This is a genomic window from Maritalea mediterranea (genome assembly GCF_021568695.1).
GTDB classification, from domain to species: domain Bacteria; phylum Pseudomonadota; class Alphaproteobacteria; order Rhizobiales; family Devosiaceae; genus Maritalea; species Maritalea mediterranea.
The window spans coordinates 1,422,909-1,443,938 of the sequence record NZ_JAKGTI010000001.1 but is presented as its reverse complement, the minus strand read 5'-3'; the positions used below and the strand labels follow the sequence as shown (position 1 = coordinate 1,443,938).

Annotated in this window: 21 protein-coding genes and 1 tRNA gene; 7 read left to right on the top strand and 15 right to left on the bottom strand. The window is 51.8% G+C overall.

Annotation, left to right across the window (positions count from 1 at the left end; translation table 11 throughout):
- Nucleotides 1-42 precede the first annotated feature (42 nt).
- Genes L1I42_RS07010 through L1I42_RS07000 form a run of 3 tightly spaced genes read right to left on the bottom strand, consistent with a single transcriptional unit; the run spans nt 43 to nt 1,747 of the window.
- Nucleotides 43-651: a YqaA family protein gene (locus tag L1I42_RS07010; protein ID WP_236113769.1), complete on the bottom strand. Its 609-nt coding sequence runs from the start codon at nt 649-651 to the stop codon at nt 43-45.
- A 6-nt stretch (nt 652-657) separates the two neighbouring features.
- Nucleotides 658-1,116, bottom strand: a complete 459-nt coding sequence (locus L1I42_RS07005; RefSeq protein WP_236113768.1) for a DUF192 domain-containing protein — start codon at nt 1,114-1,116, stop codon at nt 658-660.
- A gap of 13 nt (nt 1,117-1,129) precedes the next feature.
- A complete protein-coding gene (locus L1I42_RS07000; RefSeq protein ID WP_236113767.1) occupies nt 1,130-1,747 on the bottom strand; it encodes a cold-shock protein in 618 nt (205 codons plus the stop codon).
- Nucleotides 1,748-2,000: 253 nt separating this feature from the next.
- On the opposite strand from L1I42_RS07000, the gene L1I42_RS06995 reads away from it, so the two are divergent.
- The 5 genes from L1I42_RS06995 to L1I42_RS06975 all read left to right on the top strand — a co-directional run bounded on the left by L1I42_RS06995 (nt 2,001) and on the right by L1I42_RS06975 (nt 6,391).
- Nucleotides 2,001-2,420, top strand: a complete 420-nt coding sequence (locus L1I42_RS06995) for a VOC family protein (protein ID WP_236113766.1) — start codon at nt 2,001-2,003, stop codon at nt 2,418-2,420.
- 108 nt (nt 2,421-2,528) lie between these two features.
- Nucleotides 2,529-2,999: a YcbK family protein gene (locus L1I42_RS06990; protein ID WP_236113765.1), complete on the top strand. Its 471-nt coding sequence runs from the start codon at nt 2,529-2,531 to the stop codon at nt 2,997-2,999.
- A gap of 113 nt (nt 3,000-3,112) precedes the next feature.
- Nucleotides 3,113-3,188: transfer RNA gene (locus L1I42_RS06985), tRNA-Glu, on the top strand.
- A gap of 232 nt (nt 3,189-3,420) precedes the next feature.
- On the top strand, nt 3,421-4,902 hold the full coding sequence (locus tag L1I42_RS06980) for an ArnT family glycosyltransferase (RefSeq protein ID WP_236113764.1): 1,482 nt from the start codon (nt 3,421-3,423) through the stop codon (nt 4,900-4,902).
- A 4-nt stretch (nt 4,903-4,906) separates the two neighbouring features.
- Complete coding sequence (locus L1I42_RS06975; RefSeq protein ID WP_236113763.1) at nt 4,907-6,391, top strand: ArnT family glycosyltransferase; 1,485 nt, start codon at nt 4,907-4,909, stop codon at nt 6,389-6,391.
- Between the two features lie 8 nt (nt 6,392-6,399).
- On the opposite strand, the gene L1I42_RS06970 is transcribed toward L1I42_RS06975, so the two are convergent.
- The 6 genes from L1I42_RS06970 to L1I42_RS06945 form a co-directional block, all read right to left on the bottom strand.
- Entirely contained in the window at nt 6,400-7,638 is a 1,239-nt protein-coding gene (locus L1I42_RS06970) for an SAM-dependent methyltransferase (protein ID WP_236113762.1), read from the bottom strand.
- Nucleotides 7,639-7,813: 175 nt separating this feature from the next.
- On the bottom strand, nt 7,814-9,607 hold the full coding sequence (gene recJ / locus L1I42_RS06965) for a single-stranded-DNA-specific exonuclease RecJ (RefSeq protein ID WP_236113761.1): 1,794 nt from the start codon (nt 9,605-9,607) through the stop codon (nt 7,814-7,816).
- Nucleotides 9,608-9,707: 100 nt separating this feature from the next.
- A complete protein-coding gene (glpX, locus tag L1I42_RS06960; protein WP_236113760.1) occupies nt 9,708-10,697 on the bottom strand; it encodes a class II fructose-bisphosphatase in 990 nt (329 codons plus the stop codon).
- 30 nt (nt 10,698-10,727) lie between these two features.
- Nucleotides 10,728-12,050: a homoserine dehydrogenase gene (locus tag L1I42_RS06955; RefSeq protein ID WP_236114184.1), complete on the bottom strand. Its 1,323-nt coding sequence runs from the start codon at nt 12,048-12,050 to the stop codon at nt 10,728-10,730.
- 344 nt (nt 12,051-12,394) lie between these two features.
- Nucleotides 12,395-12,925 (bottom strand): hypothetical protein, encoded by a 531-nt coding sequence (locus tag L1I42_RS06950; protein WP_236113759.1) that lies wholly within the window; start codon nt 12,923-12,925, stop codon nt 12,395-12,397.
- A 146-nt stretch (nt 12,926-13,071) separates the two neighbouring features.
- On the bottom strand, nt 13,072-14,286 hold the full coding sequence (locus L1I42_RS06945) for an LL-diaminopimelate aminotransferase (RefSeq protein WP_236113758.1): 1,215 nt from the start codon (nt 14,284-14,286) through the stop codon (nt 13,072-13,074).
- Nucleotides 14,287-14,548: 262 nt separating this feature from the next.
- On the opposite strand from L1I42_RS06945, the gene L1I42_RS06940 reads away from it, so the two are divergent.
- The gene (locus L1I42_RS06940) at nt 14,549-15,070 is read left to right on the top strand and encodes a MarR family winged helix-turn-helix transcriptional regulator (RefSeq protein ID WP_236113757.1); all 522 of its coding nucleotides are present in this window, start codon (nt 14,549-14,551) and stop codon (nt 15,068-15,070) included.
- On the opposite strand, the gene L1I42_RS06935 is transcribed toward L1I42_RS06940, so the two are convergent.
- The 3 genes from L1I42_RS06935 to argC form a co-directional block, all read right to left on the bottom strand.
- On the bottom strand, nt 15,054-15,743 hold the full coding sequence (locus tag L1I42_RS06935) for a glyoxalase superfamily protein (RefSeq protein ID WP_236113756.1): 690 nt from the start codon (nt 15,741-15,743) through the stop codon (nt 15,054-15,056). The genes L1I42_RS06940 and L1I42_RS06935 overlap by 17 nt on opposite strands.
- Nucleotides 15,744-15,936: 193 nt before the next feature.
- Complete coding sequence (locus tag L1I42_RS06930; RefSeq protein WP_236113755.1) at nt 15,937-16,356, bottom strand: GNAT family N-acetyltransferase; 420 nt, start codon at nt 16,354-16,356, stop codon at nt 15,937-15,939.
- Between the two features lie 20 nt (nt 16,357-16,376).
- On the bottom strand, nt 16,377-17,429 hold the full coding sequence (argC, locus tag L1I42_RS06925) for an N-acetyl-gamma-glutamyl-phosphate reductase (protein WP_236113754.1): 1,053 nt from the start codon (nt 17,427-17,429) through the stop codon (nt 16,377-16,379).
- Between the two features lie 130 nt (nt 17,430-17,559).
- Between argC and L1I42_RS06920 the strand changes: the two genes are divergently transcribed.
- Nucleotides 17,560-18,861, top strand: a complete 1,302-nt coding sequence (locus tag L1I42_RS06920) for a glycosyltransferase (protein WP_236113753.1) — start codon at nt 17,560-17,562, stop codon at nt 18,859-18,861.
- Here the strand turns inward: L1I42_RS06920 and L1I42_RS06915 are convergent.
- The 3 genes from L1I42_RS06915 to L1I42_RS06905 all read right to left on the bottom strand — a co-directional run bounded on the left by L1I42_RS06915 (nt 18,858) and on the right by L1I42_RS06905 (nt 20,969).
- Nucleotides 18,858-19,493: an SdpI family protein gene (locus L1I42_RS06915; RefSeq protein WP_236113752.1), complete on the bottom strand. Its 636-nt coding sequence runs from the start codon at nt 19,491-19,493 to the stop codon at nt 18,858-18,860. The genes L1I42_RS06920 and L1I42_RS06915 overlap by 4 nt on opposite strands.
- On the bottom strand, nt 19,480-19,752 hold the full coding sequence (locus L1I42_RS06910) for a metalloregulator ArsR/SmtB family transcription factor (RefSeq protein WP_236113751.1): 273 nt from the start codon (nt 19,750-19,752) through the stop codon (nt 19,480-19,482). Before L1I42_RS06910 ends, L1I42_RS06915 begins: the two co-directional genes overlap by 14 nt.
- Before the next feature lie 113 nt (nt 19,753-19,865).
- The gene (locus L1I42_RS06905) at nt 19,866-20,969 is read right to left on the bottom strand and encodes a Wzz/FepE/Etk N-terminal domain-containing protein (RefSeq protein WP_236113750.1); all 1,104 of its coding nucleotides are present in this window, start codon (nt 20,967-20,969) and stop codon (nt 19,866-19,868) included.
- Nucleotides 20,970-21,030: the final 61 nt, after the last annotated feature.

The window sequence follows — 21,030 nt, the reverse complement described above, 5'->3', positions numbered from 1 at the left end:
GCAGCTTTGATGGGCGGTATGGCCAACACTGTCAAGCATGCCCTATCCATTTGGCCAATAAGCTACCAGCACAAACCCCAAAATGGTTACGGCAACAATGATTAGGCCAAACGCTTTGAGATTTTGCCCGGCCCAGTCCGATAGGCGTTCGCCAAGCAGCAAAAAGGCCAAGGCAAAGGCGTAAAAGCGAAGCGCACGGCCCGCGAAGGCCGCGCCAATAAAGAGTAGCAGGTTGATTTTCAGCACACCTGCGCCAAGGCAGACCAGTTTGAAGGGTAACGGAGTGACAGCCCCCAAAAAAATGGCGGAGATCGCGGCCCATGCGTTTTGGTCGGCTTCTTGTTGAAACTCGGCGAAAGCGCGCTCTAGCCCATAGGTGGAGATAATCCATTGGCCGATCGTTTCCAGAAATGCGTAGCCGATCAGATAGCCTGCAAGGCCACCAAAAACTGAAGCAATCAAGGCGATATTGGCAATTGTCAGCGCCTTTTTCGGCGCCCCTATCATCATGGGCAAGGCGATCACATCGACGGATATGGGCAGAATAGCGCTTTCCAGGAAAGACGTGGTGGCCAAAAGGCTGTAGGCCTTTTTAGATGTTGCGCCGCGGCGCAATTGGGCGGCATCCACCTGCCAATTCGTCCACTTCATCGTCGTTTATCCGTTCATGCGCGGATGGCGCACCTGATCCCCCGGCTTCAATCCATATTGTGACGAAAGCCCACCATTGATCTCCAACACAAAGCGCACTGGATATTTTGAGGGAATGGCCGTCGGGTCTTGGGGAATAGCGTTTTGATGAATATGTTTGATCACACCCTGTTCATCGATGAAAATCATATCGAGCGGAATAAAAGTGTTGCGCATCCAAAAAGAGACTTCGCGGCTTTCCTTAAAGTCGAACAACATGCCCTCGTCACGCGGCATCTTGGTGCGGAACATTAGGCCCTTGCGGCGAGATTCCGGCGTGTCTACCACCTCCACGGTGATCGGAATGTCGCCTAGATCAGTTCGGAGCACAACTTTGTTGTCGCTTTGCCAGCAACCGCTTAGCGCCAGCGCCAAAAAAATAACGCCCAGCAGCTTTACCGAGCGTTGCGCAAGATTCCATAGCATGTTGGCTACCAATCTAGTGCGAAGACGGTGCTTCGCCCCAATCATCTGGACGAATTTCAGCGACCATCAGCCCTTTGGGGCCATCGCCATAACGCGCCAGCACAAATTGACCGGGCCGCAGCTCTGTTAAACCAAAGCGGCGCAGTGTCTCCATATGAATAAAAATATCAGGATGCCCCTCACCTTTGGACAGAAAGCCAAAACCGCGCAGGCGGTTAAACCACTTCACTTCCAAACGCTCAAGTTTGGAGGTTGGCTCTACCACCACATGGGTACGCGGGGCAGGCATTTGCGAGGGGTGCTTGGCCGTGGACTCATCCATGGAAAGAATGCGGAAGGCTTGCAAGCCACCGGGGCGGTCAAGCGCTTCGCACACAATGCGCGCGCCTTCATAGGCCGTTTTATAGCCGTCACGGCGTAGACATGTCACATGGACCAACACATCGGGCATGCCATTGTCTGGAACGATGAAACCGAACCCTTTCGCCACGTCAAACCATTTGATCGTGCCGGAAATCTCGATGACATCAACCGAGCCCTCTTCCGCGTCACTGCGCGCCCGGTCCAGATTGCTTTGATCGCGCTCATATTCCAAATCGGAATTCAGATCCGGTGTGCTCTTGGCCCCCATTTTGCCGTGTCCTCTTAAATTGACCTGCCCGCCACAGCCAGGTTACTCAATTACTCCTAATCAAACGAGTTTGTCCGATTCAGAGTGATTTGTTAAGAGTTTAATTGCTTTTTATTAACCATTCAACCAAGCGGCTGATTGTTCAAGGTTTTTTGAACATGCGCGAACGTCCCGCGGTTTTATCGGAACCGATTTTATGCTCAGTTCGTTGGGTCGCATGACTAATTAATCCACCAGAAAAGTTAGGCAAAATATGAAATATCTGCACACAATGGTTCGTGTTTCGAACATTGAGGAAAGCCTCCGATTCTATTGTGAGGGCCTTGGTCTGCAAGAGAATCGGCGCGTCGATAACGAGAAAGGCCGATTCACGCTGATTTTCCTCTCGGCGCCCGGTGATGAAGACGCTCAAGTTGAGCTGACGTACAATTGGGACCCGGAAGAATATGATGGCGGCCGCAATTTTGGCCACCTCGCCTATCGGGTAAAGGACATTTACGCGCTTTGCCAGCATCTCATGGATATGGGCTACACCATCAACCGCCCACCGCGTGACGGGCATATGGCCTTTGTCCGTTCGCCGGACAAAATCTCCATCGAGCTCTTGCAGGAAGGCGATCATTTAGAACCGAAAGAGCCCTGGGCCAGCATGAGCAACACGGGCGAATGGTAAAATTGAAAATAGAAAATTAACCATTTGTTTAAACCGGCGATTAGGCATCGCCGGTTTATTTTTGGCCAAACGCAAAACAATCTCCTTTAATGGAATCGGCTTGGCCACATGCAACATTTCACTACATTGCTGCGCCCGCTGCTTGCCGCGCTGATCACTTCAGCGATTCTGGCGGGCTGTGCCTCCTTGGGCGGCTTTGATGCCTCTAAGCACTATGACAAGAAATATGGCATCTACGTTGCCAATGATGATGTGAACACTTTTTGTCTGTTGCCCAAGCTACGTTATGTCCTTTGGAAAGCCGAGTTGCGTTTTGGCCGACCGGTTGTGGTGTCCTCTGGCTTCCGCAATCCGATTCACAATTTCATGGTCGGTGGCGCGTGGGGTTCCTATCACCAGAAATGCATGGCAGCGGATATTTTTATCCCCGGCGTCTCAAAATCCAAATTGATTGCCTTTATGCGCACCCAATCACAAGTGGGTGGGCTTGGGTGTTATCCGGGGCGCAAATTCATTCATGTGGATATTCGAGGGCGGCCAAGCGGTTATAAACAACCTGTGCAATTTAAAGGATGTTGAGATAGCGAGAAATTCGGGGTTTTTGTCAGTTTTTTGAAAAAAAGACGAAAAAAAATGAAAAAGCCTCTTGCGTCTTTTGAAGAACGTCAATATACGGACAACCACCGTTCGAGGCGCCCTTCGTCTAGCGGTCTAGGACGCCGCCCTTTCACGGCGGAAACACGGGTTCGAGTCCCGTAGGGCGTACCAACGGTCCTCATGATGTGAGGATCAAACGAACGACAAGAAACCGGCCTCTGGCCGGTTTTTTTGTGCTTTAAGAAATCACCCTAACAAATTGATTACAAATTAAATTCATTTGCTCGGTGACACCTCGCGGGTTTTGCCCTGCGCCAGCACCGCTCGAAACGGATGTTCGGCTGGCGGCAAGGCCGTAAACACTTTATACATCAAAGAACATGTGGTGCGGGACTGAAGCTTGATGGCGCTAAAAACACTAAAAAAGTTGGACATTTTTGATCGTTTGCTGATTGCAATTATCGCGGCATTTATCCTTTTGAAGCTGCTGTTGATGACGCAGGCAGGCCTGCTTGATGACGAAGCCTATTATTGGGTTTGGGGCCAGCGGCCGCAGCTTGCCTATTTCGACCATCCAGCGCTGGCCGCATGGTTGATCGGTTTAACACAGTTGATTTTCGGCGATGGCATTCTTGGCGCCCGTATGAGCGCCTTGTTCAGTTTTGCGGGCACCAGTTACATGTTATGGCTGTTCGCGCGTCGTATGCGCCCTGTGGCGCCTTTGAGGGCATTTCTGGTCGCCGAGATTGCCCTGCTCGCCTCTCCGACCTTTTTTGCCTGGACCACAATTGTCTATTTTGATCATTTACTGATCTTTTTGAGTCTGGCTGCGATCTATAATTATGCGCGTTTTCTGGATTCGCCCACGGATGACCGCACCGGCATCGCCGCCCTATATTGGGCGGCCTTTTATCTGGGGTTGGCGGCGCTAACCAAATATAGCGCGCTGTTCGTCGGGCTCGGTTTTGCTCTGGTGATTATATGCTCCCCCAGATACTGGCCGCATCTGCTGCGCCCTCATCTTTATTTTGCCGCGTTGCTGGCGATTGCGCTGCAAGCGCCGACACTGATTTGGAATTTACAAAATGATTTTGCCTCTTTCGCCTTTCATCTTTACGATCGGCATTCTGGACCCTGGTGGCAAAGCTATGCGGCGCATTATTTCATTCGCTATTTCCTTTACACCTTCATCCTATTTAGCCCTTTTTTGGCGCTAAGCTTGTGCCGCATTCGGTTGATCCGTGCTGAAAATCAGTTCACCAACACGCTGGCATGGCTGATGCTGTTTGTCAGCGGCACCACGATGGCATTTTTGCTGTCGATGGTGATGACCGTGTCAAGCCATTGGTATTGGACTGACCTTGCCTATCTTGGCCTTATTGTCTTGGCCCCTGTGTTGATGGGGACCAGTTGGCTGCTTTGGCCCCATATTGCGCTGGGGTTAGTGGCAGCTGTGTTGGTGACAATCAATTATGGCCTTTTGCCCTTGGCTGCGTTTTTTGGTGTGCATGACGTAGAAACAGGCAAAACATATGGCTGGGATCAAGTTGTGGCAGCTGTAAAGGCAGCCGAAAGTGAATATCAGGCTGATTTTATCGGCACCAGCCGGTTTAAAACCGTTGCTCAGCTCAATTATCACGCAAAGCGGCAGGATATATTTGAGCTATCTCCACAGAAGTCCCAATTTGATTTCTGGCAAAATCTGGACGCGCTTGATGGTCAGAATGGGCTCGTGCTGCACGACGAACAAGCCAAAATTGACCATCTTACGGGCCAATTTGAACAAATTCAGCTTGTAGATGAAATTGATATTGAGCGTTTTGGCTTTCCCATCTACCGCTATCAGCTCTATTTCGGCACCAATTCCCAGCCACAAGAAGATTGAATAAATGCAATTGACCAAAGAACCAACCTATTTGCCGTCTATTCGATCACTAGGTGTGGTTGCGGGGCTGTTGCTGCTGTTAAAACTGGCGATTACATTCGGCATGGCACCGCTCGGTGACGAAGCCTATTATTGGCGCTGGGCGCAAACGCCCGAGCTCTCCTATTTCGATCACCCCCCATTGGGTGCATGGCTGATTGCAGCAGGTCAAGCGGCCGGCCTGAGTGATATTTTGGGCATGCGTGCTGTGACACTGCTGACAACAGCTGGCACACTCTATTTCATTTGGCAGATCATTGGCCATTATCGCAGCAACGACGCCCATATTTCTCATGGGCACTTGTTTCTGTTTGTGGCCACAATGCTCTATGCCTCTCCCACCATGCTGGTGTGGTCCAGCCTGATCTATCACGACCATTTGTTGATTTTTCTGGCCAGTGGCGCCTATTTCTATCTAGGGCGTTATCTGGATCGCGCAGGACGCCAACAAAGTGATTTGAGGGGTCTTTATCTGGGCGCCCTGTTTTTGGGACTGATGGGCCTCACCAAATATAGTTCAGTTTTTTTGGGGCTGGCGCTTGCCTTGGTGATCTTGTTTTCCAGCAAATTGCGGTGGCAATTGAAATCGCCCCATCTTTATCTGGCTGCTTTGCTTACGTTTTCCTGCATGTTGCCGTTGTTGGCGTGGAATTTTTTCAATGATTGGGCGTCTTTCGGATTTCATTTGAATCAAAGGCACGGGGCGGATTGGCTAGACCGGTTTAACCCCATAGCGCTATTTAATTTTGTTGCTGCGACCTGGTTCTTGTTTGGGCCCTTCCTGATCACAGCCCTCATCAATCAGTTCCGTCGCAAATATACAAAAGACGCCCCGCGCTATCTGATGCGACTGGTGCAATATACATTTGTGCTCTCCACCCTCGCCTTTGCCACCGTTTCTGCCTTTGCTTATACGCTTTGGTATTGGAGCGATCTGGCTTATCTGGGCCTATTGCTGCTCATCCCATATCTTATGCGCTCAAAACTTGCGATTTGGGGGCATTATATATTTGGGCTTCTTTTGATTACCCTGACCAGCTTTCACTATATTGTGGCGCCCGTCACTGTGTGGATTCCAGGTTATGACAAAGAAGCCTCCAGCGTCTATGGCTGGCCGGAAATCGCAGACTGGGTGGAGACCCAGGCGAACAATTTGGATGTCGATCACATTGCCGCGCTGCGGTTCCAGTCCGCCAGCATGCTTAGCCTGGCGACGGGCAATTTGGATATATTTGCAATCGATAGCCGTCCTACACAATTTGATTATTGGCACTTGCCCCATGCGGCAAAAGGACAGGATGTGCTGGTTCTTAAGGATAAAGTGGCATCAAACACACTGCTGACGCAAAGGTTTGATGATCTGCACCTTATTGACGAGCTAACGATCACGCGATTTGGCGCGGAGATTTATCGCTATCAACTATATCTGGGGCGCAATTTCACGCCGTAATCCAACGATCAGTCGATCCGCTTATATTGATAGACACCAACGTCAATCATCTTCTCGGCGAAGCCCGCCTCGCAATAGGTCAGATAGTAGACCCATTTGCGTTTGAAGGTCTCGTCAAAGCCGAGTTTCTCGATCTTATCCCAATTGGCCAAAAATGCTTCACGCCACGTCGCGAGCGTCTTTGCATAGGATTGCCCGAACATCACTTGCTGCTCAAGTTTCAATCCCACATTCTCGCCCTGTTCGCGCATCACCCTGTCGGTGAGCAACATGCCGCCGGGGAAAATATAACGCTGGATAAAATCAACATTGTTGCGATATTCTTCAAAGTCATTCTCGTCGATCACAATCGCCTGTATGGAGGCGGTGCCGCCTGGTTTCAGCCGGTCGTGGACGGTTTGAAAATATGTGGGCCAATGATCTTCACCTACCGCTTCAATCATTTCGATGGAACATACGTGATCAAATTGACCTTTGGTGTCGCGATAGTCTTCAATCACCAGTTTAGAAAAATTGTCCAACCCTTTATCGGACAACCGCTTTAGACCATATTTGTGCTGCTCTTTCGACAAAGTGATGCCGCACAGATTGGCCTGATAATCTTTGGCGATCGTCTCGGCAAAGGCCCCCCAACCACACCCGATTTCTAGCACATCACTGCCGGGTTTCACGCCGGCCAAATCGGCAACGAGATGATTTTTGGCCCATTGCGCGTCGGTGAGTGATTGGTTTTCGGCCGTATAATAGGCGGATGAATAAATCATCGACTCGTCCAGCCAGAGCTCGTAGAAATCATTGCCGAGATCATAGTGCTCAGCAATATTCTTTTTCGATCCCTCGCGCGTGTTCCGCCGCGAAATATGGTAGGCCATATCCTTGGCCGCTCGGTGGAAAAAGCCCGGTTTAGCCTCACTCAGCGCTTCGCGGTTCATCAAAAAGAATTTGAATACGGCCAACAAATCATCGCATTCGATGTCTTTGTTCATATAGGCTGCAGCGAAACCCACCGTACCGCGGCGCGCCGCTTCAATCAGAAGTCTAAAATTGTTGAGCTTGAGCGTTGCCTTTGGCCCGGCATTTTCTGGGTTCCCCACATAGCCGACGCGGCCCGAAGGCAAAATGACTTTGATACTGCCATGGGGCACATCTTTAATGATCCGGCGCGCGGCACGGTGCAACATAAAAGACAGAAATTTAGAGGCCAAAGTCGGTGACGACCGCTGTTGGTCAAATGCCAAATCACTCATACGCTATACTCTTGAACCTTCGCCAAACTTGATGGAATTAACCTTTTTTGTCCGGCTCAAGACCTCCCTAATTGTGCTCAAAATTTTATCGGCGAATGTGAAAAATTCAAGCCTTTTAGGAATCTTGTTGATTTTAAATGACATTTTTGCCACCCCAGACAACCATAGGCGTTTTTTACGATGATTTTGCGGCATCCAAAATTCTAAGTTGAGGTTCTTCTCGACCCTGCCAATGGTTAATGTTTAACGCGCCAACTATATGAATTGGATCACTATTTTTTGCATTAAGCAGCATTTGTCCTAACGGTGTATCGGCTGCTCGGAACGCAATGCCGTTCAGCCGTGCTCGATCGGGGGAATTGATGGAGATCCGGACATGCCCGCCAACACCGACAATGTCGGCAAAGGCAACCCGATGTGCCGGAAATGCGAACAATGGACCAGGATTGCCCGCGCCAAAGGGGCCTGCCCGTTCAATTTGATGGATAAAATCAGCCGTCGCCCCACGAGCGGTCATTGCGGCATCAATTTTTATCGTGTTCTGTTTGCGCGCGTCCTGCACATTCTCAGCCAATTTTTCCGCCAAAAACGCTCGGAAATGGCCGATTTCGCCCGATCCAATTGAAATGCCCGCAGCCATGGCATGACCACCGCCTTTGGTGAGCAATTTTTGCTCCACCGCAGAGATCACGGCTTTGCCCAAATCAACACCGGGGATGGAGCGGCCAGAGCCGGTGCCTGAGCCATCCGCCTTTTGTGCGATGGCAAAGGCGGGGCGATTGAACCGTTCTTTCAGCCGCGCGGCCACGAGCCCCACGACACCTTGGTGCCAATCTGGCGAGGCCACCACGATAACGGGTGGGCCTTCCCCATCGCCAATTTCGGCTTCAGCCACCGCCACAGCTTCTTCCACAGCCTGCTTTTCAATGGCTTGTCGTTCCGCATTCAAACCTTCCAGTTGCTCTGCAATATGCATCGCCTCATGCTGGTCGTCGCAAGAAAGTAGCCGTGCCCCTAGCGAAGCATCGCCTATTCGCCCACCTGCATTTATGCGCGGGCCGAGCAAAAAGCCCAGATGATAGGCGTTCAGCGGGCCCGATACGCGCGCCGCCAGCGCAAGCGCTGCAAGCCCTGGATTTTTGCCGGAGCGCATCACGTCTAGCCCACGTTGAACAAAGGCACGATTTAATCCCTGCAAGGGCACCACATCGCAAATTGTAGCCAGCGACACCAAATCGGTGAGGTGCATCAAATTGGGCAATTGTCCCGAATTCCCCCGTTCTTTCAGCACCCGATTGAGCGCAACCAGCACCATAAAGGTCACGCCTGCGGCGGCCAAATGCCCCAATCCAGAAATATCGTCTGGACGGTTTGGATTGACCACTGCGTTGGCGTTCGGCAATTCATGGGCCACCTGATGGTGGTCGATCACCAGCACATCTATGCCGCGTTGGCGCGCATGAGCAATAGGTTCAAAAGAAGTGGCACCGCAATCGAGTGTGATGATGAGTTGCGCGCCCTCATCAATCAGTTGATCCATTGCCGGGATATTGGGGCCGTAGCCCTCAAAAATGCGATCTGGGATGTAGGTCGCTGGCGCCAGCCCGACCCCGCGCAGATAGCGGGTCATCAATGCACAGGAGGCAGCACCATCCACATCATAATCGCCGAACAACGCGATATTCTCGCCATGTTCTACGGCCTGTACCAACCGCTCAACAAGCGCATCCATTTGAGTCAGCGTGCTGGGATCGGGCATCAAATCGCGCAAGGTGGGCTGCAAAAACTCTTCTGTACCATCTAAGGGCACCTCGCGTCCCGCCAGAATGCGCGCCAAGATTTCGCTGATGCCATATTGCTGCGCCATGGCGGTCGCTGTGCGCATCTGCGCCGCGTTCAACCGGTCAATCCAGGCGCGTCCGTTTACGGACTTTTCTACCTTCAAAAAGAAGTCTTTTTCTTCAAACATAACGCGAACCTATCTGGTCTCGCCCTATGATGTGAAGCAAATAATGGCATAAAAAAAAGGCGCGCAGTGATCGCGCGCCTTCAACCGTCAATTGGTCGATCTATATATCGCGCAAATGCCGCGCATTGATTTGGCGTACAGTCTTGGACCATGAGCGCATAACAATGGTCGATGTTTCCACATGCTTGGGACGAATTTTCACGCCATCCAGCATGGATCCATCGGTTACACCTGTAGCCGCGAAAAGCACATCGCCGGAGGCCAATTCGTCAACCGCGTATTTGCGGTCGTGATCTGTGATGCCCAACCGCGTCGCGCGGGCACGCTTCTCGTCGTTGTCCAGCACCAGGCGCCCCTGCATTTGGCCACCAACGCAACGCAGTGCCGCTGCAGCCAAAACGCCTTCTGGCGCGCCTCCGGTGCCCATATACAGATCAATACCGGTCTCGTCGCGATCTGTGGTGTGGATCACGCCAGCGATATCACCATCATTGATCAATTTGATCGAGGCGCCGATTTCGCGGAGCTCGTCGATAATATGAGCATGGCGCGGTCGATCCAGCACACACACCGTGATATCTGCGACCGTCACACCGCGTGCTTTGGCCACCGCTTCGACATTTTCTGTCGGTGTGCGATCAAGGTCGATAATGCCGGGCTCATAGCCGGGGCCCACTGCGATTTTTTCCATATAGACATCCGGTGCGTGCAACAGCCCGCCACGTTCCGCCATGGCCAAAACGGCAAGCGAATCATGCTGATTTTTGGCGCACAGCGTGGTGCCTTCAAGCGGGTCCACAGCAATGTCGACTTTTGCCCCTTTGCCAATGCCCACTTCTTCACCGATAAACAGCATGGGCGCTTCGTCACGCTCGCCCTCGCCGATCACAACACGGCCATCCACGGAGATTTTGCCTAGTTCCTCGCGCATGGCTTCCACGGCCGCGCGATCCGCCGATTTCTCGTCGCCTTTGCCGCGCCAATGAGCGGCCGCAATGGCGGCATTTTCCGTCACGCGTACAATTTCAAGGGTCAGGTTACGATCAACAATCGCCTCAGCGGTGATTGTAGATTTAGCTGTCATTGCCATTTTATTGCCTCTGCCTTTTCAACTTTGGCGTTAAAACCGCTCGATCCGGATCACTTGCGGTTTTCCAACGATAAAGCCATCTGCCGCAATCCGATCAATGGTCTGCCGCACTGACTGCTCAAGGGTCTTTTGCGTGATCAACACAACGGTCCGCGTTGCCTCGCTTTTTGTCTCAGGGTCATTCACCACCAGATCTGGCCGTTGAATAACGCTTTCAAGCGAAATTTCGCTTTCCCCCATGCGTGACGCTATAGCAGCAAGTGCGCCAGGAATGTCCCTAGCATTTAGTCGAATAAAGTAGCCGCCTTCATGCTCACGCATGCGTGCCTTATCGTAAGGCTCGAGTTCGGCCACAGGCAAGCCCAATGGAGGCACATGGGTGCCCCGCACGCAATCAAAAATATCCGAAATGACAGACGCTGCCGTGGCATCGCCCCCTGCACCAGGCCCGGCCAGCAATAATTCTTCCACGTGGTCCGTTTCTAACGACACCGCATTAAGTACACCGTCAATTCCAGCGATAGTGCTGGTTTTTGGCACAAGTGTGGGGTGCACACGCTGCTCAATGCCGTCCGGCGTGCGCTGGGCGACACCCAGCAGCTTGATATCAAAGCCCAAATCGCTGGCCACCTTGATGTCAGCCTGATCAATGCGGGTGATGCCTTCAACATACATTTGATCCGCTGCAATTTTGCAGCCAAAACACAGGCTGGTGAGGATCGCCAGTTTATGTGCGGTATCAAACCCTTCGATATCAAAAGTCGGATCAGCCTCGGCATAGCCAAGCTCCTGCGCGTCTTTCAGGCAATCCTGAAAATTAATGCCTTCATTGGTCATACGCGTCAGAATATAATTGCAGGTGCCATTCATAATGCCATAGACACGCTGTACCTGCGCCAGTCCAAGGCCTTCCCGCAAAGTTTTAATAATCGGAATACCGCCAGCTACTGCCGCTTCGAACCCGAACTGGGTGTTGGTTTGCTCGGCCAGATGCGCGATTTCCACCCCATGCTTGGCGATCAGTGCCTTGTTGGCGGTGACCACCGGCTTGCCGAGTTCAAGTGCAGCGCGAATCGAGGCAAGCGCTGGGCCGTCCTCGCCCCCCATGAGCTCCACAAAAAGGTCAATATTGTCGGACTTTGCCAACGCGACTGGATCGTCAAACCAAGCCATCTCGGACAGATCGACTCCCCGATCTTTAGACCGCGATCGAGCGGAGATCCCTGTGACCACGATTTGCCGCCCAAAGCGCTGCGTCATGCGCTCCTGATCGTTCAAAAACATTGAAATGAGCGAGGCCCCAACGGTACCTACACCTGCAATGCCTACACGAAGGGGAGCTTCGTTCTTCATATCTTGCCTTTCCGTTTCGCGCATTTGCGCCAATATTCTTTTGCGTGTTTCTGCGCGCGGTTCGCGACCTTTGCGCAGGTTAAATACAAATAAGGGATCCGCAGCAAACTCTCGTCCGAAGCGGCTGGGCGAACATCCTGTTTCCGCCAAAAACCCTTCTATTTGTGCCAAAAATTCTGCCTGCTCGGACATACCTATAAATCCTACACCACATTTCCTACACCCCGATAAACAGATAAAAGTCCTACAGGTCAAGTCTTGTGTGTAGGAAATATACCCGCGCGCAAAAGAAAGCCGCGCTGACGCGCGGCTCAAATGATTTGGCTTGGTTCAAATTTTAGCGGTCAATTGCTACCGGCGTCGTCTTCCGCAGCCGCTTGCAGCGCCTCACAAGCTTCTACCTTTGCTCGGGTTTTGGCATCCATGTTCTCAGGGTCATAGGTAAAGGCGGCACATGTTTCCAATGTGAGCATTTCCCCATCGGGCCCGACAACTTGGTGAGCCTCTTCCGCTTCGCCATCGGTCAGCCTGTCGAGTGCTTTTTCGGCCTCGTCGGCTAATTGCTGTGCGCCAGACTGCGTCTGCTCAAACGCTTTTTTGGCCTCTTCACCCAACTTTTCAGCGGCTTGCTTGCCCTCTTCGGTCAATCTGTTGACGTTGTTTTCTATGTCTTTGGCGACTTTCTCAGCTTGCGTCTGTGCGTCTTTGACCACATCACCACGCTCGTCTTCCGTCGCACTCTCAGATTGTTGCTGCGAATTTTCCTGAGATTGGACTTCCACCTCAGCCTCTTTTTCAGCTTCAGGCACTTCTTGTGGCGTATCGCAGGCTGCGAGCAGCCCTACCGCCATTAATGATAGGAGAATCTTTTTCATCGTAACCCCTTTATGACGCCCGTTCACGCAGCGCGCGCTCGCGCCCTACCCCATCAACATTTCCAAAAAGAATTGGTTCCGGATTAAAACAAAAAACGCCGCACAATTTGTGCGGCGCGGATGTTGTTTGATTGTCAATCTGCTGCTCAGCTTTTCAGCTTCACAATATTGTCGCCCATACCACCATGCTTTTGCATGAAACGTTTTACGTTCCGCGCCGCCTGACGGATACGTTGTTCGTTTTCCACCAGCGCGATACGGACATAATTATCGCCATATTCGCCAAAGCCAAGGCCGGGGGCAACCGCCACATCCGCTTCCGTGATCAGCAATTTGGCGAACTCAAGCGACCCCAAATGGGCGAACTGGTCGGGAATAGGCGTCCAGGCGAACATGGTGGCCGGCGGTGAGTTTACTTCCCACCCCGCCCGACTGAAGCTTTCCACCAGCACATCACGACGGTGTTGATAGATATCGCGCACCTCCGCCACACAATCATCAGGCCCATTGAGCGCCGCGGCGGCGGCCACTTGGATCGGTGTAAATGCACCATAATCGAGATAAGACTTTACCCGCTTTAATGCTTTGATCAGCCGCTCATTGCCTACGGCAAAGCCCATTCGCCAACCGGGCATGGAGAAGGTTTTTGACATGGACGTGAATTCCACCGCGATATCCATCGCCCCCTCTATTTCCAGAATAGAAGGTGGAGGTGTGCCGTCAAAATATATTTCGGAATAAGCCAGATCGGACAGGATAAAGATTTCATGCTGCCGACAATAGTCCACGACCTCTTTATAAAAATCCAAATCAGCCGTATAGGCCGTTGGGTTGGCCGGATAGTTGAGAATCAATGCAATTGGCTTCGGAATTGAGTGCCGCACAGAGCGATCAAGTGCACGCATAAATTCTTCATTCGGCTCAGCTGGCATGGAACGCACAACGCCGCCGGACATGATAAAGCCAAAGGAGTGGATCGGATATGTTGGGTTGGGCACCAGCACCACATCGCCGGGCGCGGTGATGGCGGAGGCCATGTTGGCAAAGCCTTCTTTGGAGCCGAGCGTGGCCACAACCTGAGTGTCCGGATCGAGCTTCACACCAAACCGCCGCCCATAATAGCTGGCCTGCGCCTTGCGCAGCCCCGGAATACCTTGTGAGGACGAATAACGGTGGGTCCGCGGATTTTTTACCGTTTCCTGCAGCTTCTCGACGATATGCTGAGGGGTTGGCAGGTCTGGATTGCCCATGCCGAGGTCGATAATATCCTTCCCCGCCGCTCGCGCCGCCGCCTTGATCGGATTGATATGCTCAAACACGTAAGGGGGGAGTCTGCGAATACGGTGAAATTCTTCGGTCATGGTTCCTCTTTCGACCTCGATGTTGAATGCGCACGGCGCCTTGCCGTCCGCTCCATGCTAGAATTGTAACAAATTATGGTTTTTAAATGGATAAGAAGTTTTGCAAAGCCGAATTTGTCATGATGTGACCGGTTGGCGCAGATTTTCGCCCGCGAAAATCCGTTGATAAGTATCTGAAATCGCGCGCCCGCGCGTAAAGATAATTGACCATCACGGTATTTTTCCAATTAGTACGGCAAGCGTACCAAAATAAGAGTTAGATATGCGTGCCGAACATCTGGAAGTGCTCCACCGCCTCGCCCACCGTTATTGGATGAAACACACATCTCAACTGGGCATGAGTTATAGCGAGTTTGAATATCTCAGTGCCATTTATGAGCAGGCAGAGCTTGCGAAAGACAAGGACTTCCACGGTCAACACCTGCACGATATTGTACGTATGATGGGCGTGAACAAAGCCTCGGCCAGCGCCATGATGGACAAGCTGGAAAAGCGCAAGCTGGTCAAGCGCAAGCCATGCAAAAAAGATGCGCGGGCACAGCATATTGTGTTGACTGCAAAGGGCGACGAACTGCGGCAAGCGGGCAAAGCCGCCTATGCCGCTCTGGAAACGGCGGCGGCTGAGTTAGGCATTGGCGCAACGCCACCAAAGGCGGCAAACATCGAACCTGGAACAGCGCCTGCGAAAGCCAAAAAGAAAGCTGAACCGAAAAAGGTCAAAGAGGCGGCTGACGCTGCAAAACAAGCCGAATTCGACGCCTCCCAGCTTACTTTGTTTGGCTAGCGAACATCCCCAAATTAACCGGATAAAGCGAGTCAGTGTCGTCATAATTAAGGGGCAAGGCTTCTCCATTTTGTGCAATCATTTGAAGGTTGCGGAAGCTGGCCTTGCCTTTGCCTGACAGCAACACACCGAAGAAGATCTTCTCCGTCTCTCTTGGGATAAACAGCTCAATGGCGACATCCTGCCAACCAGTGGTTCCTTTAATGGAGCGATCCGGTTCAGGTGTTTGCATATTGTCGAACGCCAGTCGCTCGCGTTCCGCGCCATCGGCACGCATCCATAGGCTCGCGCTATCGGCATCTTCGGTCTTGATTTGCCAAGAAAACATCAGTGTTGTGTCTTTAAAGCGGTCCGCTGCGAAAAACTGCATCAGCGTCGCATAAGTTCTAGGACGCTGCTTTTCGCACGCTATTGATATCGTTCGTGCCGCTTTTTCAAACGCAAATTGATAGGAAGAGCTGAGATATTCTCCGTGGGCAAACCAACCATAGGGCAATCTGTCCCGATCTTGATTGGTGTTCAGCTTTGCGTTCAAATGATTCCAACTGATTTCCCCGGTCAATTCGGAGAATATCTCAAGACATTGGCTGTGAGACAGGTCAATATCGCGCTGTTTTAGGAACTGGCGCAGCCTTTTGGCCAGCGCTTTGGCATGGTCAGAATAGTAAGTCATGGTCGCCTCATTCGCGACGATTAAAGCCAGTTGCGCAAATTACTGAACATCGTCGCTGATGTGACGATCAATATTCATGATGCGCCTTCACCATACCCTTAGGGCTTGCGCAGGCAGGTGGCGTAAACCTATTACTAAAGCTACGCCTCCTGGTCATTAAGTCAAGACATGGCGGGAAAGCTACGAGAACGTCCTAGTCAGCGGTCAAATCCAGCTTCATCCAATATTTTGAGGTGCCATTGGGAAAGGTGATCTCGCCAAACACTTTAAAGCCGAACCGCTCATAAAAAGGACGGGCCTGAAAATCGAGTGTATCGAGATGGGCCATTTTGGCGCCGCGTGTTTTGGCCTCTTCCAAGGCGGTCAGAAGAAGGGTTTGCCCCAAGCCTTTTCCCCTGTGCGCATCAGCCACCCCCAGGGAGTCAATCTCGACAGCGCCCATGCGGGCGCGGGCCCAGATACCCGCAATGATGGCGTTGTTCTCGTCGCGTTGGACATAGCCAAAATTGTCCGTTTTCATATCGGGATTTTGGCGTGCATTGAACTGACGAAGCCCATCAAACAGGGCTTCGCGTATCTCTGCATCATCGGTGAAAGGCTCCAGCGTCGGCATACTCTTTCTCCCGCCCCCCCTTAGGGGAACATGGCCACTTGTTGTAGACCATTGGTTTCTTCTAGCCCAAAGGCGATATTGAAGTTTTGGATCGCCTGCCCCGCACTGCCTTTGACCAGATTGTCCAGTGTGGCAATCACAATTGCGCGGCCCGGAATACGGTCCTCAAACACGTTGATTTTGCAGAGGTTTGAGCCCCGCACCATGCTAGTGGATGGGATTTTGCCTTCATCCAACACTTGTACGAAAGGCTCAGAATCATATTGCGCCTTCAGTGCGGCGCGCAAATCGGCTGCCGTCTTGCCCGCTGCAAGCCTTAGATGACAGGTCACCAATTCGCCGCGACTCATCGGAATGAGGTGCGGGGTGAAGCCCACGGCCACGTCCTTGCCCGCGGCCAGGCTAATTTCCTGATCCAGCTCGGCACTGTGCCGATGCGATGCCACTGCATAGGGTGACAGGCTTTCCCCGGCTTCGGCCATCAGTGTGTTTTGTTTTAAGCCACGTCCGGCCCCGCTGACGCCCGATTTCGCGTCAATCACGATATCGGCAGGGTCAACAAGTGCCGCTTTGGCCAATGGAATCAATGCCATCAGCGCTGCTGTTGGGTAACAGCCGGGGCAGGCAATGATACGCGCATCCTTGATCTGCTCACGATAATGCTCGGAGAGCCCATAGGCCGCTTTTTCCTGCAAATGAGGTGCAACATGCTTGTTGCCGTACCATTTTTGATAGGAATCGGGATCGCGCAACCGATAGTCAGCAGACATGTCGATAATGCGTGGCCGGTCATGGTTTTCCACAATCTCCGCAATGATTTCTTGCGAGGTGGCATGGGGCAATCCGCAAAAGACAACGTCAAAATCTTGCCAATTCAATTCATCAGTCTGTTGCAATTGCGGCAAGCCTAACCCATCTAGATGGGGAAACACCGCGCCCAAGGGCTTTCCTGCGTGGGTGTTCGCAGTTAGTGCAGTGAATTCAAGCTGGGGATGGAGGACACCTATTCGCAATAAATCTGCTCCGGTATAACCTGATGCGCCCAGGAGTGCTGCTTTGAGCTTGTTGCTCATATCTCTTGCCCTTCTTGGTTGATTATGCGAAAGAAAATGTCCAGAAAGCCGTTCTACTTGCTTGAATATGTAAAGTAAATGGGCTGAACAGGGGTTATGGTTCGGCCAGTCGGCGGAAGTGAGGGTACAAATGGCAAAACGCATCGCTGTTGCCACCATTGGCACGCAAGGTGACGTCCAGCCTTATGTGGCTCTGTCGATGGCACTACAAGATCGTGGCTATGACGTGGTGTTGGGCGCACCGGATGATTTCAAAGACATGATTGAAAGCCGCGGCCTTCAATTCTATTCGCTCGGCGATAAGATCCAAAACTTCCTGCAACAATCTGACTTCGAAAATGCGATGAGTCAGAACATGTTGGTGAACATGCCGTCGCTTTTGGCCAAGGGTCAAAAGATTGTGGAAACGGCGGCACGACATTCTTGGGAAATGTGCCAGGGTGCAGACGCGCTTGTGCTGAACATGAACACCAGCTTTGGCATTGATATTGCTGAGGCATTGGACATCCCCTCTGTTATGGCGGCGTTGCAACCGCTCAACTCCACCGAAGAATTCCCGCTGTGCGCTTATTATGGTCCGGATTTGGGCAAGACCTTCAATAAGCTGTCTTATTCCATCATGAATGTGCAACAGCTTTATTACGATCTGCCCCGCAACCGGTTGCGCAAGGAATTGCTGGGCTTAAAACCCCGCAAAAAGGGTGGCTTTTTCAAAGATACCCAGGGCAATGACCTTGAAACCTTTTATGCCTATTCCGAGCATGTGTCGCCGCGCCCGGCAGACTGGCCGGAAAGCGCTAAGGTAACCGGCTATTGGCAGCTCAATGACAATACCGGTTGGGAGCCGAGTGAAAGGTTTAAAGCGTTTTTGGCAGAAGGTGAAAAGCCGATCTATGTCGGTTTTGGCTCCATGCCCTTTGGTGCCAAGCGTAATACCGAGATTTTAAAAGAGGCCGTGGCCAAATGGGGCGGTCGCGTCGTGGTGGCCCGTGGCTGGGGTGGCATCAATCCTGACGATTTGCCCGATACCATTTACGCTATCCGCAAAGCGCCGCACGACAAGCTTTTCCAGCATGTGCGCGGCGTGGTGCATCATGGGGGTGCCGGCACAACTTCTGCCGGACTTCACCAGGGATTGCCGACTTTCGTTGTGCCTCAAACCGTCGACCAGCCTTATTGGGGACGGCGCGTTTATGAATTAGGTTGTGGCCCCAAACCGGTCCGACTGCGCAAGCTGACGGCCGATGATTTGGCCGATGCCCTGCGCTTGCTGGCCAATACTCCAGAATATGCTTACAACGCCCAGGAACTGGCGCAAAAGCTGCAAGCTGAAAATGGCTGTGAAACGGCATGTGATCTGATTGAAGAGATGATGGACCGCTATCAGCCGCACCGTTTGGCGCAACAGCATAAGCGGTCCGCACAGCTCTAACCCAGCCTCTTGCTCACATTGTAGCTATAGGCGGTGATGATGATCATCGCGGCAACAATACCTGCCAGCAAAAAGCCGAGATAAAACGGTGCAGCCACGTCAATGACCGCTGCAAACAGGGCGCATCCAATGCCCACCATCATAAAAAACCAACCTGCAAACAGGTGAGTTTGGGCCCAAACGCTGTCATTTTTCAGCGTCCAAGGATAGCGAATGCCAAATAAATGGTTGGGTTGGCTTTTGGGCAGGTAGTTGCCCACCACCGCCAGCAGCAACCCCACGGCTATGGTGACAATGCGTGGCACATTAAGTGCAACATCATGCGCCGTAAGCAGCATAATGGTCTCCAGCAGAATAAACAAAGCCAGAATTGAAGTGGTGAGCGGCGCAACCCAGCTGCCCTGCTCTTTCGCACTGATGACTGTGAATAGCCCGAGAAATAGTAGTGCTAAAGCAGGACCTATCAGCAAAGCCCATCTGGCGGGCCACACATTATCCACCTCGCCCCAAATGTTCCAATGAATCGGCACAGACTGATTGAGATTTAACGTCAGATACCCCAAGCCAGCAATCGCACACACCACGATCAATTGCGCCACATGAACGCGATTTAGCACTCTATTTGTCGTCATCTTTATCTCCACCAAAATCAATGAGCTCGGCCAAAGCCCGCTCCAATATGCTCATATTCAGGCTATAAATGATTGTATTCTTATCGCGTTTTGTGCTGACCAGATCGGCGCTCTTCAACTTGGCGAAATGGGTCGACATGGTCGGCTTGGTCAGCTCAAACATATCGGCCAACTCGCCAGCCGATTTAGGCCCGCGTTTAAGCTGCTGAATGATCTTGCGCCGCACTGGATGCGACAGAGCCTCGAATACTGCGTTCATTTTCCACCTATTTAGACTATAATCTAATTAGATTTGTTTCGAAATAGAGTCAAGAGGCAAAAAAGAGCCGCTCGAAAGCGGCTTTGTTGTTATCTTCTTAAAGCAACTCGGCTTTACTCACGTTGACCTTTTCTATCGCGTAGCGCATTGCGCATAACCAGCACCATCAGACCAAAAAATCCACCAAACATAATTGAACCCGCCAAAATCAGATTGCGCCTCAATGTGCTTGTGGTCCGCACATCACGCGGGTCATAGCTTATGGCTGAGAAATTGTCGTTCGCCAGAGGTGTTGCATTAAACGCAATTTTGGCGCGCTCTACTGATCGATCCTGCTCTAGCTCTCGAATTTGCCGATCAATTTCAGCAAGCTCAGGCACAAAACGCTCCTTGTCCTCGCGAGCGCGCATGATCTCTATTTCTTTTTCAATGGCAACGTAGCCGGCAAAATAATAAGGAACATCCGCTTCGATTTGAGTAACCGTGGCGTTCCGTCCAAATGTACTTCCTTCCAGCAGCGCGCTTTGGGCCAGATTTTGCGTTCTGGCCAAAGCGGCCTGTTCTTCCAAAAACGCCAACCGATTTGCAACTTTGCGCTCATAATCAGCGATCGCGTTTTGACGATCTTCGCGTAAGTCCTCCAGCTGCAATTGCCGACTTTGATCAGCAAATTCCAGTTGTTGCTCAAACAGTCTAACCAAATCCCGCCGCACTTTAGCCGTTCCCAACTCAACGATCTTAGTCGTTAACACACGTGCTTTCTCTTCGTCAGCTATAGTGAAGCTGATCACCCAGTTGCTTTTGTCAGGGTTTTCCGGTGTCGGTGCAGTCAAACTCACACCGTTGGCGAAACCCACAGCCGCTTCTTCCGCATTCCCTGATTCGCTGTCCACCAGCACTTCTCGCGCGGCTTCAACAATCACATCGCGGAGTTGCAACTCTTGCACGAACTCATTCAGCAGTCGACCGCGGGTGATGTTGATAAAATCTGTACGGTTAAGCGGCTCATACACACTTTGTTCGACGGCGCTAATCGGGAAGAGCGTCAATGTGGCTTTCTGGGCGTGGTTGGGAACAAAAACATAGGCAAGCCCCGCGATCAGCGCAAGCAGAGTGGCACCAATAATGATCCACTTTCCCTCCCACAGGGCCACCAGCAAACCGCCTAAGTCAATCTCATCATATTGTGGCCGTTGATATTGATCATTCTGGCTCACATTGATTCTCCCGATTTGTCGCGACCTGTTATTTAACTGATACAAAAAAGGGCCGCCAAAG